A 16,781-nucleotide genomic window follows, 5' to 3' on the forward strand; every position below is an offset into this window, starting at 1 on the left:
ATTCGCATATGTTTGCGCATAATCCGGCTTGTAAGTCCAATAACCTAATCTTGTTCTTACAAACGTAATATTACACTTAAACTCACGGCAGATTGTCGATTTATGTACACCAATTGAGTTTGATTAAAACCAGCTTTCCAAAGCGCTAAAATTTGACAGCGCTTTAGATAATTAAGATGACGATGACCCACTACGCAACTCCTTGTAAAAATTAATAAAATATTGTCCACAAATTATACGAGTGTTGCATTTAAAAATTGAATCCAAAATTATTTTATTATTTTTACTGAATAATTGAGGATCAATGCGATTATCTCCTCACTGAATCATTGTAATACCCCAGCATCTCTAGATGGTATGCATCTTGAGTTCAGGGAATATTTCAAAGCGGCTTATCATAAGCCATAACTTGTGCTAACAGATATCGGTCCCCAAGAAACAAAGATGAGCATTTAGAACAATCGTTTGATTTTACTGGATATATAAGGGATAGAGCACCAACCAACAATGCCCTCAATCATCAATACGAGTCCGAGTGTAATATAGAAATACTTTCCCAATCCAATCAATGCAGCAATACATAGCACTAAGCCAATTATTGTGCGGTTTATGCGATCTCCTTTATCTATGTTGCAAGTAAATTTCATATTTCCTCGGTTAGATAATCAAGTGGTTATTTTCAAATAGTCGAGTAGCTGCTCCTCAGTAATGGGGGGGCAGCTACTCGACTTTATGAATATGATAAAAAAGAAAGTCTTCATCATGAAATTGAATTTGTTTCTTATATTGCATATTTGCTTTTTCCAAAATTTTTTGCGATCTTTTATTTTCCGGACGTGTTACTGCTACTAATCTATTAACATTTAGTTGAGAAAACCCCCAGCCAATCAATGCAAGAACAAGCTCTAAACCGTAGCCTTTATTCCATTGTTCTTTATGAAGTACATACCCAATTTCAATATCTGGTTGAGTATCATCATGATCAAGGTAGACTAGTCCAGCTCTCCCCATAAATTTCTTATTATTTTTGTCGAAAACAGAACCCATGCAAAAGCCATGTTTTTTATAATGTAAAATATCAGATTCCAACCACTCTTGTACTGTGGTCCGAGTTTTTGAACCGCCCATAAAGCGCATGACCTCTGGATCAGAATGTAAAGAATTCCAATTATCAAGGTCATCCAATATTGGGATTTTAATTAATAGCCTTTTTGTTTCAATTAATAAAGACATCTTTTCACCATTATTAAATTCCTCAATCACATGAGCATCCGTGAAATTTAAGATTGTAAAGAGCTTTGTAGTTTCAGCGTCATAATGTAGAGTCCGGTAAGCTTTTTTTGGATTGAACTTCCTGTTTTTGCGCAATAATAACATGTCTATTACTAGGCATAATTTGTGCATTTAATTCTTGTAATGCAGCACCTATTATTCCTTTCTGGGGCTTTTCAAATCGATAATATAGCCAGCCTTTACGCTCTAACCATAAACAGGTTTTATCAAAAAGCCAAATACCAATTACAAGCAAAATAATAAAATATATAATATTCATATCTTCCAAAATTTATCTAATAATAATGAGTTCCATATCAAGTGCCACCAATCTAGTTGAAATTGGTAACACTTTAAAAAGAATCCACTAAATTATATGGCACAGGCCTCTTAATGCATTTCAAGTGCTTTGCTAATCCAGCTCGCAGCATTTGGATTAAATAATAATTTAATATGACACTTGTCCATCATTTCCTGAGGTGATGGTATTTTTTTCAATTCCTTAATTTCTTTATCCTGCCTTGCAGTTTCTTGCCATAAGAGTATTCCATTAAGGAAATCCTTAGATCCGACGGAAAAATAATCATCAAGTATAGTCCGCCATTCTTTAGCTAACTCTTTTCCAACCTTTCCATTGGGATCCGCCGCAAGATTGTCTATAATTTTATCATAAAGTCCATTCCATCGTTTCAACCAATAGGCTAATGTCGCTCTTCCTACCCAGTTGGCCCCTTCTCGACTAATCTCAAGTTGCGTCACCTTTCCTGATTTAATACTTTCAAGAAAGCTTGAACTGAGCTTCACGTTTTGTGTAAAAAATTGTTTCATTTTTTTAGCCAAATCATGACTAAATAGAACGACTCTTTCCCCATCTGGCCCCTCAGGATCACCCACAAGTTTTTGATTAATTTCATCAATCATGGCATCCCGTTGAGCAAATTCTTCAGGGAACTGCTCATAAAGAAATAAATATTCTTCAAATTGAGATTCTGATAATGTTTTACCAGCCCATGAACCTTTTAATTTTTCTCTCAGATTGTCTGTCATATTGAACCCCTCAATTAATAGTAATAAATCATTCCAATCAGGAGAGTTAGATGGAGCAAGGCGTTTAAGAATATCATCCAATACATTATGTACTTGCTGCAAATGATCACTTTGCTTCTTGATTACTTGTTGCTGTGCTTGAAGATGAGCATAGATATTGTTATGTTTTTGCAGAATGTTCTTTATAGTGCTCAAGTTAAAACCAAAGTATTTTAAAGCCACAATCTGCTGTAACTTTGCCAAATCTGGTGCTGTATAACAACGATAACCATTAGGGTCACGATAAGACGGTACTAATAAACCTATTTTATCGTAATGCCTTAACATACGTATCGATGTTTTGGTTAAGTCGCTGATTTCTTTTATATGCCATACTTTCATTTGGTTCTCCTGTCATTATTGAGCATATGGGATGACATAATGTCAGGGTCAATAGCTAATCTTAAAATTCTAAAAAAATATAGATATGCCCTCAAATGGATAAGTATTTATTTTGACCTCCGGCCGGGATCTTAGCGAAAAAGGGTCATGTGTAAATTACATACATATTCCATCCAATATGTGTTTAAATTTTTTGTATAATCTCACTAATTGGCATAAAAATAGTATACATAAAAGAGCAATGAAGTTTAAATTAGAACAAACTACTCATAACCTCTTTAAAATTAATTAAGAATATAGATGATAATTGATTAAATAAACCACATGACCCTTTTTCGCTAAGATCCCGGCCGGAGGTCACTCATTGTAAGTAGTTAACCCTAATCGAGAAGCTGCACTTTCCACCAGCGAAATAAGATGGGTTGTGAATAAATGAAGATGGCCTGTCATTACCTGGAGCGGTATTGAAAACGGGACAACGCACGTTACTCGAGCCGCTTTATCAGCAACTGCTGCAAATAACGCATGAAAGCGTGGGTGCACCACAAAAAATTAGGGGTAAGTTTGAAATGGATATCATTTAGGAATCACTTAGATATCAACAAGAAATCAAATGAGACTCAAATAGAAATCAATAGGTCATCTAATGAAAATCATACAACCATCAAATATCCATCATTCTGCAGCTAGCTTTCCTAAAGAATATAAGCAAATAGCCAGGCGATGTTCGGTTTGCAAATCAAAATTATCACACTCATTATAACTAGTTAACCCTAATCGGCCTGGGACTAAAGATCGTCAGTTTTGCCGACATTTGAAGGCCTATTTTGATGGTTATTTTTCAATAAAATCAATATAATCAATCAGATAATGTTGAGGTTTTAGGGGCTTGGCGTGAACGAGAACCAAAAACCGACGATATTGAGTATATTTTTCTTGATGAAGCTCAGTATGCGTGACTGGGGAACTTGGATTAAACATCAGGTAGATTTTTCTAAAAACAGACGAATTTTTTTTACTGAATCTGCAACACCAATCATTGAAGCTGATCAAGAATCTGGAGTAGGGCGCTGGTATACTATTCGTTTAACAACACTTTCATTTTATGAGTATTTGCAATTAAAAAAAATTGATTTACCTCAATTACCTAAACTTAAGTCCTTGCGCATCTTATTTGAATGGCCAAAACATGAATTTTATCGAGTTCAAGAGTTGGCAGCTCACTACGTGGGGCATTTTCATGAATATCTTTTAAGAGGAGGGTTTCCTCAAACTGCACAGGTTGAAAGCATAAATCAGGCTCAACGTCTTTTGAGGGAGGATATCATCGATAAGGTACTGAAAAGAGATATGACAGCACTTTTTGGTGTTCGTCGAATTTTAGAGCTCGAGCAAACTTTTCTTTATTTATGTATGATCGATTTGTGTAGCAATCTTGAAGTAAAGAGACCTACTGCGCAGAATTTTATCCACTTATTAGAGGCTACTCATCTTATCTATCGATTACCACCCTTTGGTTATGGTAAGGACATTTCAAGAGCTAAATACAAAATATATTTAGCGGATGCCGCAATTGCACCAGCAGTATTGCTTAGAGGTAAAAGTATTATTAATGATGCTGAAGCATTAGGTATTGCTACTGAAACGGCAGTTTTTAAACACTTATTTGCTCGATATTACTCTCATAATGTGCGGTTTAGTTATTGGCGAGGCCAAAAAGAGCATGAAGTAGATCTTGTCGCACAAATTGGGGATCAAATCATTCCCTTTGAAGTAAAATATCGCGCTCAGCATACAGATGCCAAAGCATTAAAAGGATTATTAGAGCTTTGTAGAAAAAAGACGATCACACATGGATATGTGGTCACAAAATCTTTGGATGACTTTGGTATCATGGAAAATTTACCTGACCACACTAAAGCTAAAATTATGCAAATACCTGCAACTTTACTGTGCTATTGGATGGGTGAGTCTGAATTAAGGAAAGACTTCAATGTTTAAACAAAACACTGTTTTTGTCTTGGGTGCTGGAGCAAGTTACCCTTATGGATTTCCACTAGGAAAAGATTTAATGATTGAAATCATACAAAACATTGAAAATGATTCAATCTACCTTCCCATGTTAAAAACAATAGCTAAAAAATATTATTGGAATAAAAATTGTGGAAAATTAAAACAAAACTCTATAGAAAATCCGTACTAGGGGTCGTGCTGAAGAACCTCCAAAAAGTGGGATTTCAGCACGACCCCTATTATGCTGCAAAAGGTTGTTGATATAACTGATATTTGCCACGAGCTTCAAGAAGAAGGGTATAGAATAACCAAAGAAGATGTGAGTTATATGAGCCCTTACATGACTGAGCATCTTAAGCGATTTGGAAGTATGTTTTAGATTTGAATAAAATGCCAAGAAACCTAGGCCTGACAAGGGCTAAAGTACCCTTTTGAAAATCGAACTGGTCAAATTTACAAGTATCCTGATTCGGGGCGATATAACTACAATAAAACGAGGAAATTATGCTGCAGCGTTCCCAGTTACTTATCAATAAATCTGCTACTGATTTACACCAAAACGTCTCTGTCGAGGAAGTAATAAAAAAAATAATTCCTTATATTGCTTATTCTGGATCAGATGATACTGCTTCCCCTCTAAGAGAGTCTTTGTATAGACTTATCACGATTTTTGGTCGTCCAGAACAAAGTGCTGAGGCATGTTTTAATTATGCCAAAATCGCAAATGAGCTATCTCTATTTATTTATAATGAAAGAGTAGAGCATGCACTCGTGGAATCTATCAACATGGCACCAAAAATAAATCGCTGCGATAAACTACATCTTCTGCTTATTACTAATTTAAAAAAAATAGCACATATATATCTCCCTGCTTTAAATTCAGGAAAAAATCAATCTGAAATATTAGGAAAAATAGAAGAAACGAGGCAAGTATGTCTTGAGCATTTAGATGAGATGATTGGTTTTTATAAAGAAATGGAAATCCCGTCTGGTTTAAAGACTTGCTATAATGGTATTCAAAATTGGGCGCTGGAAACAATACCGGAAAAATCTCAAGAATATAAAAAATCATTAATTGAAATGATTGAATCACTATACGGAATGACTATAAGGGTTGCCTGTAACGAAGAAGATGATGAATATATTTTAAATAAATATAAAGATTTTATTAAAATTGATTCAAATTTAGAGATTAATTTACATTATGATGCATTAGAGTTGTATCTGCGAGAAAAAAAGATTCAAGAAAACCGGGTTGACTTATATTTCACATTAGCCGCAAAAAAATTATATTATACGCAACCTAAATGTCCAGAAAAAATATTACATGGTTTAAAAATACTGATAACTTATACCTCATGGAAAGCTATGATTACTGCATTTCGTTCTAGTGATAGATATGTATTTTTAAAAAGTTTTTCTGAGTTAAGTGATTTTGCTACAAAAGAGGGTTTAACTCCTATAAAGGATCAATTTAATGTATGGAGAAATGCATTTGAAACAGTACAAACTTTATATGCAGAAAATGATAATAAGGAAAACAATACGGTTTTAAAATTTATCGAATTTGTGATGCACAATATGCATAAACATTTTTGTGAAATATATGATAAGGAAAATTTTATATCGCTTCTTGAAATGGACTTGCTGAAAAACCTGCATATAGCCATTAATCACTTACGCATGTACAAATTTATTGAAAAAACAGAGTTACCTAAAAGTTTGAAAGCCTATGCCCCAGAGCCCGATGTGGTTGGCATTTGGGAGAGTGCTAATAGCAAAATGGAAAAACGCATTATTGATCTGATGTATGCGCTAATAACGAAAGATAATAATTTTATTGCATTTCAAGAATTTAGCAACAATATAAAAGAGCTCAGTGAGCAATTATTGCATATACTTCGCCACAATTTTGGATCAATGAATAGACCAGAATTATTAGATTTAATAAAAATAGTGAATGAAGGATTAGCTTGGTTACAAATTATGCTTGAAATAAATGAGTTGTTAATTAACTCAGATAAAAATGCAAATAATATTAAAGAGCAATTAAAGTGCAATTATAATCAATTATACAAAGTTTACAGATCATTAAAAGGTAAATACGAGGACATGGATGCCGCCAATGCTTGTCCTATTTATAAAAGATCAAAGTCTTATTTACAGCTAATAGAAGATAAGATAAGGCTATTAGAAGGTATATTTTGTTCGGATGAAAAGGTTACTACTCTTTCGCAGGTGAGTCTAGAGACAACAAAAAAGATTGAAGTATTGCCCCAACAAACTACTAATCGTACGAATAAGAGAGCATTAGCGCTTGCTCAAATGGAAAGCCGTGCTAAAGGAAAAAATGACTCACTTTTGACTCCTAAAGAAAAAAATATGGCATCTGGAGATGGAGATGTTAAGGAAAGGAAAGAGGTTTATGCCGCTGAACTTCAACGGGTAAAAAAAGAAAAAGAACAAAAAGAAGAGCTACGGCGCTCGCGTCGTAACGACAAAAATAAAAGACGTAAAGTAGCGAAACGCGCAGCTCAATTAGCGCATGATAAATTGGAATCAAATAACCCTCCACCTGTAGAGTCAAGTAAGTCCCCTGTCGAGTCTGTTAAGGTTATTTTGCTATCAAATGAAGCTGCTACAACAGAAGTGGAAGAAAGCAAATCAGATTCAATACCAGCTTTAACCACAAGCAATGAGAGTGAAAATAAAGCAAAGCCAATTAAACCGTCTGCTAATAAAAGGCGAAAAAAACGAGGTAAAAAAACAAAATCTAACCAACGCTTAGATGACTCTGGGTATCATGTCATTCTTAATGAGCGATTAAATTTATTATTTTCTCGATTTAATTTCATATCTGGGGATGAAAATGAATCTGATGAAGAGGTCAGTTTAATAGTAGGAAGCCAAGCTAGCACTTTAGCCGCATATGCAATGCGTGAAAGGAATGGTGAATCTGTCAATTGGGATATGGTTTATCTTCAATTAGCAAATAAAGATTGTGATATGGTAACCAAACTTCCACTGACTAGCTTAATTAAACCTTTTAGTGAAATCCAATACCATTTCTTTCCGCATGATAATTTTAAGGGAGATTTATATAAAACTTCGCCTATTGGGTTATGCGCTGATCCGGTTAAGCTTGAGGTAAAGCATAGTAAGTTACTCAAGGAGTCTTTGCGGAAAGATGCTGAAAGTCGTGACTTTACAATAGGTGCAGTTTATTTGACAAAGAGCGGCCGTATACTAGACCCTCTTGGTAACGGCTTAAAACATATAAAAGAAAATAAAGTTTATTTTATAGGGGAGCTAAATGAAAATATTAAAACAGACTCTCTGAGATTGTTACGTTATACGCATAAGATATCACAAGGGTATTTTCCTGGGCATCCGCCTGAAGAGATACAGCCCTATATATCTTTATTAGACTCGTTAGATAGCGGAAAAAAGTATAATACGCTTAAGAAACATTTTGTTAATGGTTATGCTGTCAAAGGATTTGATACTTTAGTCCAATTTGGATATTTTTCTCATCTCTTTCCCAAGATCAATACAGCCTTACGTTTACGCTGGCTGAGGGAACAATTGCAAGAAGCCGATCAAATTTATGCAAAAAAAGGGCCACAATCAGTTTCACAATTGCATATTTTTGGCTGCATTTTAGCTGCTTCTATTTCTACTTATCGAAATTCGCCTATGACTAGCGAAGATTTACTCGGTTACTTTATTAGAGAAATCGAGAAATTATTAACATCGTATAATTATTCAGATTATCTTAAAAAAATAATTTTAAACGATTTAAAAAATGTCGCTGAAGGTCGATTATCAATTTGTGTACGGCTTTGTATACAGTTTTCTGATTATAGAAAGTCATTATTATTGCGTTACCGCAGTGTTCTGGCACAACCGCAGCCACAATTTGTACAAATTCCACCACCTGAAATGCCTGCTCCGCTTTATGCTCCACCTCATCTTAGTATGTGGCATTCACCGAGAAATAGTGAGAGACCCAATCAGGAAAATCAACCTTACAATGAGTTAAAATAAGAGCCAAAACTAGTTAAAGATGTGTATATTTCATAAAATTGGAATATTGGTTTAAAATTAGAACAATAAGTCCAGCATTGCAGCTATAATCAATTGAAGAGGAAGATAATGCTTAGGGAAATGATTGTAACTATTCCTTTCTGGGGCGTAATTTTATTATGCGGGAAAACCCCATGACGGGTCCTGTGAAAGAACCCCCAAAAGTGCTCAATCTGAGTTTGCGGGTTCATTTTTAGATTTTTTTATTTACCAATACTGACGTTACGCTGCCTCCTGCCATTCAAGGTTTTATCTGAGAGTACTTAATAATAGTGGTCGAACCATTTTGCCCTATTATTGTTTTGATACAGGATGTTTTTCCGTTAACTAACCTGCATTCGCGACTGATGAACTTTGAAGCACTATCTCGTGAGTTCACCAGAAAATTACCCAACGATGTAAGGGTTACATCATATTTCAATTTTGGCATGCCTTGAGCCTCTTCAATTAAAATTAGGCCGTTGGGAGTAAGTACTAGAGTGTCTAATACCATGAGCATTAAACCATCACTCAATGTAACTTCCACCTGAATTTGTTGAGCAGACCCAATTTGTTTAAACATTGAATATTTCTGAATAATTCCATCTTCACCGCGAAGTATTTTATTTGAAAATAGAAGCTTCGCAAGGCTAACTACTTTAGAGAAATTTTCTTCTTTTTTCTGATTTATCTCGGTAGATTTGGAAAGCACTAGACCAGGTATAGCAAGAAAAAAAATAAAACAGACAGCGATGATTCGACGCATAGAGCCTTCTTTTGGTTTTTTCTTATCAAACGATAAGCTTATATCAATAGATTAATCTTTAGTATACAGCGGTGAACTTGGTTTTTTTACTCACGAACTGAATATGCAAGATAAACATTCTACGTCAAAGGGGAGGGCCAGAAATTCCCCACTTTTGTGGATTCAGGAGATTATAGAAGTAATAGCGAAGTATTAAGAGAATCATTACGTCTTCTTCGTGAAAAACAAGCTGAATCAAAGCTTGAGCAGTTGCGTCATCTTATCGATGAAGGGGAGGGGAGCGGCGATCCATTAATGTGGAACGCGGAAGAGTTTCTTGAGCGCATGAAAAAAGCCCCTCATGCCAAATAAACATATCGTCTTTATCCAAAGGCTATAGAGGATCTTGAGTCAATCTATTTATATAGTATGCGAGAATTTGGGAGCAAAAGGACAGAAGATTATATTTGGCAATTGAAACAAGCTTCCAGTATCTCGCAGACGATCCACTTATTTCTCGAACATGTGATTATGTCCGTCAGGATTTGAGGGCTTTCAATGTAGGTTCTCATGTTATTTTTTTCAAAATGACTCATTATGGTATTGCAGTTATTCGGGTGTTGCATCAATCTATGGATTTTAATAGACACTTTTGATTACCCTTGTAGGGGTTTCGCCGAGAAAATTATCATTTCAGCTATCGGCCTTTGGGGAGTAACGGAACAGCCAACTCACTTAAGCTACTAAAATCAATTAAAATTATATTTAAATGTTTTTTATTATTACTTGTCGATCAATCAATTATCATCAATAACCATCTAAATTTGTTAAATCAATTTTGATAACATATTGTTTTTATGGCTGTTATTTCTTAAGTGGGTTGGCTGTTCCGTTACTCCCCAAAAGCCTATAGACAGTTCTGTCGAAATTATGGCTGGAAGAGGTGGAGTAGTCGGCAAATACATCTATACACAGGGATGTATGATGACTATCAAATTAGATATGTCCTGCTGATTAAAGCATCTCCAGAACAATAAGTCACATAACTCTTAACAAGAAGCTATTAAGAAAGCGTAGTGCGGGAGCATTGGGCGTAATTGTCTTTTTTTAACGTTGGTATTGAGGCCTATATGATGGTTCATTACATTAGAACCCCTATTTTTTATTATTGACCTATAATTCTAAGGTCCTTTACTTAATTTAGGAGATAGGGAAATGAAGAAGTATTCAATACTTTTAGGGCTCACATTAATAAGTTCATGTGCATTTGCAATGGATCAATCTAATATGGGACAGATGTCTATGAATGAAAATCATTGTCCTAAAGATAAAAAACAAACTGTAGCACTTGAAAAAGAATACCTGCAAATGATGATTACTCATCACCAACAAGGAATGCAAATAATGGAGCTAGCTATAAAAAAATCTCAAAATCCAAAAATAGTGGCTATATCAAAGAAAATGCTCGCGCGGCAAGGCAGTGAAGTTGTTAAAATGAAAGAACTACTCAGTAAATTACCCGCTACTTCAGCAGCCAATTATCAAATTCCTGGAATGAAACCTATGGAGCTGAAGTCGTTTGACCAGCTTGCAGGCAAAGAGTTCGATGATATGTATATAAGTGAAGTGAGTGATCACTTTAAAGGAGGCATGCAAATGACGGCTTACTTACTAAAATGTAGCCATGATCCCAAGATCAGAGAAATTTTGAAATCCATCCATAACAAACAATCCGATGTTCAGAAATTAGAACAGTTGCATAGTTAAAACTGAAGCACTATCTAATCAAATCAGCCATTCTTACCAGTGAGAATGGCTATAAGGAGACCATCCATGACCGTATGCGTTCTGGGAAATACCATCCACGGGATGGGCAGAGAGTGAGTTTGGGCTAGTTAATTTTGGTGATAAACGATTAAGTAAAAGACTTCTAGGCCTGGGACCAAGTAAATAATTCAACCCGTTCAAGCCGCCTGGTCTTTTTTGACCATACACAACTTTCGACCGTAGCTCTCTCCAAGCAAAAAATCAGTCTATTTTGAACAATTCTATGGACTCGCAGCCTAAATTCGTCCAGAGTTTTTCTGGCATACATCGACAGATTTTTTCGCGACAGAACCCATTTTCTACTGATTTATCAAAATTCTTATTTTCAGCAATCGCTAACATTTTATTTGATACACTTCGCATTACTGATTAAGTTATTTGATCTATATTAACCAGGAGCGTAATTGTAATTAACAAGTTATAATTTAATACCTTGGTTATTTGAGAGGTATGTTCTAATTTAATATTTAATAACAGCCAAGGGTAAAAGCGTATAATTTGATTCTACACATTCAAACAAATTAATTGATTTTAGAAAGGATATAAGAATTTCACTTCTTACCAAGGATAAGACCAATGGATACCATTATTTCAAAAATAAAAGTTCGCTCTGCAATAGTTGTACGTCATGTAATGCAATCCACAACGGCTTGCCTTCTTGCTATGACGAAAGGAAATTTATCAGTACTTACCCTATACCACTGGAAAATTGCCATTGGTACAGGATTAGGAACCGGATTAATAAGCTTACTAGCCTCTTATGGCGATTTAATTAAGTTTCAAGCTTCGCGATATGGCGCAGCAACTATTGCTTTTATTGGGACTACAATTGCAGATTATATAAGCCATGGAGCTACGGCTTCCGGGAAAGAATCTTTGGTTACGGGTATAGGAGCAGCTTTGCTCTGTTTATTTGTTTCCTTAACCCCATTAGATAAATACTTATCTGCTTTAACTGAAAAGAAGAAGTAAATGTAATTCTTTTCTCCGTTTGCGGGAATTAGTGCGATAGCAATGATATTGTATGAAATGGAATCGGATCCGGATAAAAAAATACTTTTAGGAGATTTGCTTAAAAGCTCCAATCAATGAGAAGCGGTTCATCATCAAATTATTGTTGTATTGTAATCAAAGATCCTCTGATAGCACCAAGAGAGTGGATTTCCATCGGCAGTGAATTAATGAAAATTAAGGAAATACTATCAGCTACGGTACGGATAAAAGCATTGGATTTTTATATTGATGACATCCCAAAAGAAAGTGATAGAATTAAAACAGATAGGCTAAAATTTAATTTAATTTTGTCAAACTTAGTAGGAAATGCTATTAATTTCACAGAAAAAGGATCCGTGAATATAAAGGTAGCTAATACGGGTCAACGTGCACAATTCAGGTTATTGATACAGGTATTGGTATTCCTGATGACAAGTTGGATTTTATTTTTGAGCAATTCACCAAGCTTTCGCACTTGAACAAATACCAGAATTTTAAAGGTGTCGGTTTGGGGTTATATGCTTCACGCCAGGTGGCCATTCAGTTGGGTGGGAATATTGAGGTACAAAGCAGAATGGATGAGGGCAGTATTTTTACATTCACGCTGCCTCTTCAGGACAAAAGCGGTCTAAAAGTTCCTTTGCCGTTACAGGAGTAAAGGGTTTTGATAACACTTCATCCATTTCTGCGTTAAGACATTGTTCGCGTATTATGGGATCCTCATTGGCAGTAACTGCCACTATTGAGGTTAATGTGTTATTAATTCCTGATTTATCCATCTTAATCTTTATAGTCGTTTCTATACCATTAATTCCTGGTAATCCTAAATCCATAAGGATTAAGGCATACTTTTTTGTGTGCTAATTCTACCCCTTCTTCACCTGTCATGGCACAATCAACCGCAAATCCAAAGCTTTCTACAATCATTTTTTGCACCTTGCTGGCAATCAGATTGTCCTCAACAATAAGAATTTGTTTGATCATTTTAAATGGCTTCTTAAATTTTACATTTAAATTGAGTATAGCTTAAAGGGGGTTCTGCCGAAGGTTACCACGGAACCTCAAATCTCAACTCCATGACCCGGCTTGAATATTTCTATTCTATCCTTCCCGGACCGTTTAGCCACATAAAGGGCTTGATCTGCAGCCTCTATCAATTCATCAACAATTAGTCCATTGTCGGGGGCTACGGAAACCCCAACTGAAACCGTGATTACAGATAAGCGCTGCCCTTTATACATGATCGATTTATTTTTAATTTTCCCACATACTCGTTCCAATCTTTGAACACCCGTTTCAATATCCATATTAACCATTACTACCAAAAATTCCTCTCCACCAAAACGACAAGCCATATCATTAGGTCGAAAATTATTATTCAGCTCATGACCAATAAATTTTAGAACCTTGTCACCGGCCTCATGTCCATATCGATCATTAAATTTTTTAAAATCATCTATATCTAACATGGCCGTAATGAGGTTAGTTTTATCACGTTTGATTCGAGCTAGCTCCCGTGGCAAATACTCCAACAGGTAGCGGCGATTAAATAACCCGGTTAATGAGTCTCGTAGAGATAGCTCTAGCAATGATTGACGCAGTTTGATATTCACCAGAGCAATTTTTACAATGTTGCTAAAAGTAACTGTTAGGTCTTGCGAATGTTTTGATATTACCTGGGCTTCCTGCGAAATAAAATGGATTAATCCAATTAACTCCTTTTGAACGAACATCGGTATACATATATATCCACCTTGCGGGAGCGAGGTATAGTGATTGCATGGCAGCGCTGTTTCAGGATTATTCACAATAATGACATTCCCCTCGCGAAGCGCGAAACAATCTTCTGGAGAAAAAAAAGTTGGTAATATTTGCTCTTTACCCCATTGGATAACTGTTTCCATGTTTTGAGTGGAATCATGGTAAATAACTAATCCACCGCTTAGTTTTGGAAAAAGCTCCTGGGCTATGATGCGGGTTACTGGATAAGTTTCTTCCGATGAAGCACAAATTTGAAGCATGCTATTCAATTTATTCATCACACTTTCTTCATGTTCAACCAGGTATATTTTTTTTAAGACAGACGTTTTCTGTTGATTAAGTTTTTTTAAATTATTATTAGCTTTTTGCAATTCGTTAGTACGAATGATGACCTCTTTCTCGAGGAACTCATTCAAATGTCTTAATTTGTCAACATTCTCCTCCCTAACCAACTCGTAATTATATAAAATAAAGATAAGAGCGATTAAATATAAACAGGTTGATAGCATATTGAGGTTCGAATAATTCGTTCGATACCAGGGAGCAAGGGCACCTAATAACATGGAAAATAGAATAAACATCCCCCATACAAGCCCTTGCCTTCTGCCTTTTAAAAAAAATGCAATCGCTGTTAAAAGAAAAAAAACTGCCACACGAACAGATTCCTGTGGAACCAATAGGTAAATTGAATAAAGAAAGATAAAATACAGCACCAAGACAATAGAACTGACAAGCTCTATTTTTTTTTCATGATTTCGCAGATAGTAAACTATACAATGCCGATGGCCGTATAGCTAAAATCAATCACGCTCATAATAACAGCATCATGCCAACGAACAATCCCCATAATACACGTGATAATAGAGGTAATAATTAATCCATTATTCAAAAAAATAATTTTAGGATTGATGGCGCCATCAACGGTCTTAACTTGCCGCCTAGATAAGATAACCCTGCTTAAAATATTTTTCATATTATAGAAGGCCTGATTTACATTAAACTCCTCCAGATAGACAGGACTTGGCCAAGCCTACGTATCCTTAATATAAGCCTAATACAGTTTTGCCTTAAATCAAGCTGGATTAACATCTGAATTACTTTCTTGGTTTTATTTGTCCAAATCTAAACAGATTGCTAGTTTCATAAGCTATAAAAAAGCCTTAATTTCGATTAATTGCCATCAAATTGAAAGCTCCGATTCAGAAAATAAAAATAAAGGTGACGGCATGAGGAAAACAGACTACAAAAGGATTTCAACCGAATTAACCGAAAAAAAGTTCAATGAATTTGTCTTCCCTACCTGGCAGGTCATAGGGAATTACTAGCAACGAGTTGGTTGAAAGATAATGGGGAAAAGGGGATAGGCTGTCAGTTTAAGGGAATCTTTGTCTTTCGACCATTGGCATTCTTCTTTACAATGCATTTATACTAATAAAAACAGTTAAAGAAATCAAATTCTATGAGAATACTATTCATAAACACAGGCCCTTGGGGAACTGGAAGTTTCACTTTAGTTAAATGCCTAGCGAAAGAACTAATAAGCTTAGGGCACCAGGTTAAAGTTTTTTTTCCAGATGGAAATGTTGAATCTGAGGATAAGAAAGAATATTACCAAAACTCTGAACTCTATAAAATCTGGCATTTTCCGTTACAAAAAGGTTCCATTAGTATTCAAAATTTTCCTTTAATGATTCCAGATCCCCACCCGCGAAATCCTCATGCTATTACTTTTAAAGATCTGAGTACAGAGCAGCAAAATTTATATGAAAATGAGTTAAAAAAAGAACTCTTTACCCTCACTCAGGAATTTAAGCCTGACGTGATCGAATGTCATCATATTTGGTATCCAGCATGGATTTTGAAGGAATTAGGATTAAGCTCTTATTTGACGGCTCACCAGAGTGATCAAATGGGATTTCGATTCGATGAAAAAGTGAGAGAAAAAGCGACTGCTGCTGGGCGAGACTGCAAAAAGATCATTGCCATTTCCGAAGGAGTAAAAAAAGAGGTCATTGAACTTTATAATGTGGATGAAGCTCAAATCATTGTGGTGCCCAATGGCTATGACAGAGAAGTATTTAAAGTCAATTCAAGGGACAAACAACAGTTAACCAATGAACTTCAATCTAAGTTTGGAATCAATTGGGAGCGAAATGCTCCAGTAATCAGTTTTGCTGGAAAATTATCCTTAACTAAAGGTATAGACATTCTATTGCAAGCTAATTACTTACTCTCTTCATCAGACAATATTCAATTCCTAGTGCTTGGAGCAGGTAGTATTGATTCCATTATCCAAAATATGCCTTCTTCCTCATATAGCCTTAAAAATATGCATTTTGTTGGACAACAAACCCCTGAAATGGTGGCTAAAATTCATAATATTTCAACGCTAAGCCTTATGCCGTCTCGTAAGGAAGGTTTTGGTATTTCTTGTCTGGAAGCAATGGCCTGCGGACTACCTGTGGTTGCTACACGATGTGGAGGGCCTGAGCATTTTGCTGTAGGAAAAATTATAGATCCTGAATCGCCATCACAATTAGCTCATGGAATTCAGGAGTTACTCCAACTTCCAAAGACAGATTATTTAAAATTAAGGGAGCAAGCCCTTATGGTAGCTAATCAATTTACAATGTCAGAGATTACTCAAAAACACCTTAAAATTTATGAGCAAATATAA

Annotated in this window: 20 protein-coding genes and 2 pseudogenes; 12 read left to right on the top strand and 10 right to left on the bottom strand. The window is 35.4% G+C overall.

Features of this window, described 5'->3' with window-relative positions:
* The 5 genes and pseudogenes from Ldro_RS17060 to Ldro_RS15365 all read right to left on the bottom strand — a co-directional run.
* A pseudogene (locus tag Ldro_RS17060) lies at positions 1-191 on the bottom strand (IS30 family transposase); the annotation flags it as partial.
* A gap of 261 nt (positions 192-452) precedes the next feature.
* On the bottom strand, positions 453-647 hold the full coding sequence (locus tag Ldro_RS17065; protein ID WP_083498007.1) for a YgaP family membrane protein: 195 nt from the start codon (positions 645-647) through the stop codon (positions 453-455).
* A gap of 73 nt (positions 648-720) precedes the next feature.
* Positions 721-1,263 (bottom strand): GNAT family N-acetyltransferase, encoded by a 543-nt coding sequence (locus tag Ldro_RS15355; protein ID WP_238584037.1) that lies wholly within the window; start codon positions 1,261-1,263, stop codon positions 721-723.
* A gap of 49 nt (positions 1,264-1,312) precedes the next feature.
* On the bottom strand, positions 1,313-1,552 hold the full coding sequence (locus Ldro_RS15360) for a hypothetical protein (protein WP_058497312.1): 240 nt from the start codon (positions 1,550-1,552) through the stop codon (positions 1,313-1,315).
* A gap of 110 nt (positions 1,553-1,662) precedes the next feature.
* Positions 1,663-2,700, bottom strand: coding sequence for a MerR family transcriptional regulator (locus Ldro_RS15365; protein ID WP_058497313.1), 1,038 nt, complete (start codon positions 2,698-2,700; stop codon positions 1,663-1,665).
* Positions 2,701-3,594: 894 nt separating this feature from the next.
* On the opposite strand from Ldro_RS15365, the gene Ldro_RS15370 reads away from it, so the two are divergent.
* The 4 genes from Ldro_RS15370 to Ldro_RS15380 all read left to right on the top strand — a co-directional run bounded on the left by Ldro_RS15370 (position 3,595) and on the right by Ldro_RS15380 (position 8,760).
* Positions 3,595-4,701, top strand: a complete 1,107-nt coding sequence (locus tag Ldro_RS15370) for an ATP-binding protein (RefSeq protein ID WP_238584038.1) — start codon at positions 3,595-3,597, stop codon at positions 4,699-4,701.
* Positions 4,694-4,903 carry a hypothetical protein gene (locus Ldro_RS15375; protein ID WP_058497314.1) on the top strand — a complete coding sequence of 70 codons (210 nt, stop codon included), beginning with the start codon at positions 4,694-4,696 and terminating at the stop codon, positions 4,901-4,903. Before Ldro_RS15370 ends, Ldro_RS15375 begins: the two co-directional genes overlap by 8 nt.
* A 51-nt stretch (positions 4,904-4,954) precedes the next feature.
* The gene (locus Ldro_RS17070) at positions 4,955-5,092 is read left to right on the top strand and encodes a Tn3 family transposase (RefSeq protein ID WP_131764360.1); all 138 of its coding nucleotides are present in this window, start codon (positions 4,955-4,957) and stop codon (positions 5,090-5,092) included.
* 125 nt (positions 5,093-5,217) lie between these two features.
* Positions 5,218-8,760 (top strand): hypothetical protein, encoded by a 3,543-nt coding sequence (locus tag Ldro_RS15380; RefSeq protein ID WP_058497315.1) that lies wholly within the window; start codon positions 5,218-5,220, stop codon positions 8,758-8,760.
* Positions 8,761-9,040: 280 nt separating this feature from the next.
* Here Ldro_RS15380 and Ldro_RS15385 read toward each other — a convergent pair whose 3' ends face one another.
* Positions 9,041-9,544: a hypothetical protein gene (locus Ldro_RS15385; protein ID WP_058497316.1), complete on the bottom strand. Its 504-nt coding sequence runs from the start codon at positions 9,542-9,544 to the stop codon at positions 9,041-9,043.
* A 156-nt stretch (positions 9,545-9,700) separates the two neighbouring features.
* Between Ldro_RS15385 and Ldro_RS15390 the strand changes: the two genes are divergently transcribed.
* The 7 genes and pseudogenes from Ldro_RS15390 to Ldro_RS17080 all read left to right on the top strand — a co-directional run bounded on the left by Ldro_RS15390 (position 9,701) and on the right by Ldro_RS17080 (position 13,001).
* Positions 9,701-9,895 (top strand): type II toxin-antitoxin system ParD family antitoxin, encoded by a 195-nt coding sequence (locus tag Ldro_RS15390; RefSeq protein WP_058497317.1) that lies wholly within the window; start codon positions 9,701-9,703, stop codon positions 9,893-9,895.
* 65 nt (positions 9,896-9,960) lie between these two features.
* Complete coding sequence (locus tag Ldro_RS17075) at positions 9,961-10,179, top strand: type II toxin-antitoxin system RelE/ParE family toxin (protein WP_083498008.1); 219 nt, start codon at positions 9,961-9,963, stop codon at positions 10,177-10,179.
* 559 nt (positions 10,180-10,738) lie between these two features.
* On the top strand, positions 10,739-11,290 hold the full coding sequence (locus tag Ldro_RS15395) for a DUF305 domain-containing protein (RefSeq protein ID WP_058497318.1): 552 nt from the start codon (positions 10,739-10,741) through the stop codon (positions 11,288-11,290).
* Positions 11,291-11,378: 88 nt separating this feature from the next.
* Positions 11,379-11,471 (top strand): annotated as a pseudogene (locus Ldro_RS16180) (IS4/Tn5 family transposase DNA-binding protein); the annotation flags it as partial.
* A 455-nt stretch (positions 11,472-11,926) separates the two neighbouring features.
* Entirely contained in the window at positions 11,927-12,322 is a 396-nt protein-coding gene (locus tag Ldro_RS15400) for a hypothetical protein (protein ID WP_058497319.1), read from the top strand.
* 116 nt (positions 12,323-12,438) lie between these two features.
* A complete protein-coding gene (locus tag Ldro_RS15405; RefSeq protein ID WP_058497320.1) occupies positions 12,439-12,822 on the top strand; it encodes an ATP-binding protein in 384 nt (127 codons plus the stop codon).
* A complete protein-coding gene (locus Ldro_RS17080) occupies positions 12,780-13,001 on the top strand; it encodes a sensor histidine kinase (RefSeq protein ID WP_353743748.1) in 222 nt (73 codons plus the stop codon). Before Ldro_RS15405 ends, Ldro_RS17080 begins: the two co-directional genes overlap by 43 nt.
* On the opposite strand, the gene Ldro_RS15410 is transcribed toward Ldro_RS17080, so the two are convergent.
* The 4 genes from Ldro_RS15410 to Ldro_RS15420 all read right to left on the bottom strand — a co-directional run bounded on the left by Ldro_RS15410 (position 12,943) and on the right by Ldro_RS15420 (position 15,077).
* Positions 12,943-13,176 carry a response regulator gene (locus Ldro_RS15410; RefSeq protein ID WP_083498010.1) on the bottom strand — a complete coding sequence of 78 codons (234 nt, stop codon included), beginning with the start codon at positions 13,174-13,176 and terminating at the stop codon, positions 12,943-12,945. The genes Ldro_RS17080 and Ldro_RS15410 overlap by 59 nt on opposite strands.
* On the bottom strand, positions 13,151-13,327 hold the full coding sequence (locus Ldro_RS16435) for a response regulator (protein ID WP_131764361.1): 177 nt from the start codon (positions 13,325-13,327) through the stop codon (positions 13,151-13,153). The genes Ldro_RS15410 and Ldro_RS16435 overlap by 26 nt, the downstream gene beginning before the upstream one ends.
* A gap of 77 nt (positions 13,328-13,404) precedes the next feature.
* The gene (locus tag Ldro_RS15415; protein ID WP_058497322.1) at positions 13,405-14,757 is read right to left on the bottom strand and encodes a sensor domain-containing diguanylate cyclase; all 1,353 of its coding nucleotides are present in this window, start codon (positions 14,755-14,757) and stop codon (positions 13,405-13,407) included.
* Positions 14,758-14,873: 116 nt separating this feature from the next.
* Positions 14,874-15,077 (bottom strand): hypothetical protein, encoded by a 204-nt coding sequence (locus Ldro_RS15420; RefSeq protein WP_058497323.1) that lies wholly within the window; start codon positions 15,075-15,077, stop codon positions 14,874-14,876.
* Positions 15,078-15,563: 486 nt separating this feature from the next.
* On the opposite strand from Ldro_RS15420, the gene Ldro_RS15430 reads away from it, so the two are divergent.
* Entirely contained in the window at positions 15,564-16,781 is a 1,218-nt protein-coding gene (locus tag Ldro_RS15430; protein ID WP_058497325.1) for a glycosyltransferase family 4 protein, read from the top strand.

Source organism: Legionella drozanskii LLAP-1, from assembly GCF_001467585.1.
In the GTDB taxonomy this organism is placed as follows: domain Bacteria; phylum Pseudomonadota; class Gammaproteobacteria; order Legionellales; family Legionellaceae; genus Tatlockia; species Tatlockia drozanskii.

Coding starts and splice junctions, on each gene's coding strand:
- Ldro_RS15375 (WP_058497314.1), top strand. CDS start 4,694: ATGTTTAAACAAAACACTGTTTTTGTCTTGGGTGCTGGAGCAAGTTAC.
- Ldro_RS15420 (WP_058497323.1), bottom strand. CDS start 15,077: ATGAAAAATATTTTAAGCAGGGTTATCTTATCTAGGCGGCAAGTTAAG.
- Ldro_RS15410 (WP_083498010.1), bottom strand. CDS start 13,176: ATGGATTTAGGATTACCAGGAATTAATGGTATAGAAACGACTATAAAG.
- Ldro_RS15430 (WP_058497325.1), top strand. CDS start 15,564: ATGAGAATACTATTCATAAACACAGGCCCTTGGGGAACTGGAAGTTTC.
- Ldro_RS15395 (WP_058497318.1), top strand. CDS start 10,739: ATGAAGAAGTATTCAATACTTTTAGGGCTCACATTAATAAGTTCATGT.
- Ldro_RS15360 (WP_058497312.1), bottom strand. CDS start 1,552: ATGAATATTATATATTTTATTATTTTGCTTGTAATTGGTATTTGGCTT.
- Ldro_RS16435 (WP_131764361.1), bottom strand. CDS start 13,327: ATGATCAAACAAATTCTTATTGTTGAGGACAATCTGATTGCCAGCAAG.
- Ldro_RS15400 (WP_058497319.1), top strand. CDS start 11,927: ATGGATACCATTATTTCAAAAATAAAAGTTCGCTCTGCAATAGTTGTA.
- Ldro_RS17065 (WP_083498007.1), bottom strand. CDS start 647: ATGAAATTTACTTGCAACATAGATAAAGGAGATCGCATAAACCGCACA.
- Ldro_RS15380 (WP_058497315.1), top strand. CDS start 5,218: ATGCTGCAGCGTTCCCAGTTACTTATCAATAAATCTGCTACTGATTTA.
- Ldro_RS15405 (WP_058497320.1), top strand. CDS start 12,439: ATGAGAAGCGGTTCATCATCAAATTATTGTTGTATTGTAATCAAAGAT.
- Ldro_RS15385 (WP_058497316.1), bottom strand. CDS start 9,544: ATGCGTCGAATCATCGCTGTCTGTTTTATTTTTTTTCTTGCTATACCT.
- Ldro_RS15365 (WP_058497313.1), bottom strand. CDS start 2,700: ATGAAAGTATGGCATATAAAAGAAATCAGCGACTTAACCAAAACATCG.
- Ldro_RS17070 (WP_131764360.1), top strand. CDS start 4,955: ATGCTGCAAAAGGTTGTTGATATAACTGATATTTGCCACGAGCTTCAA.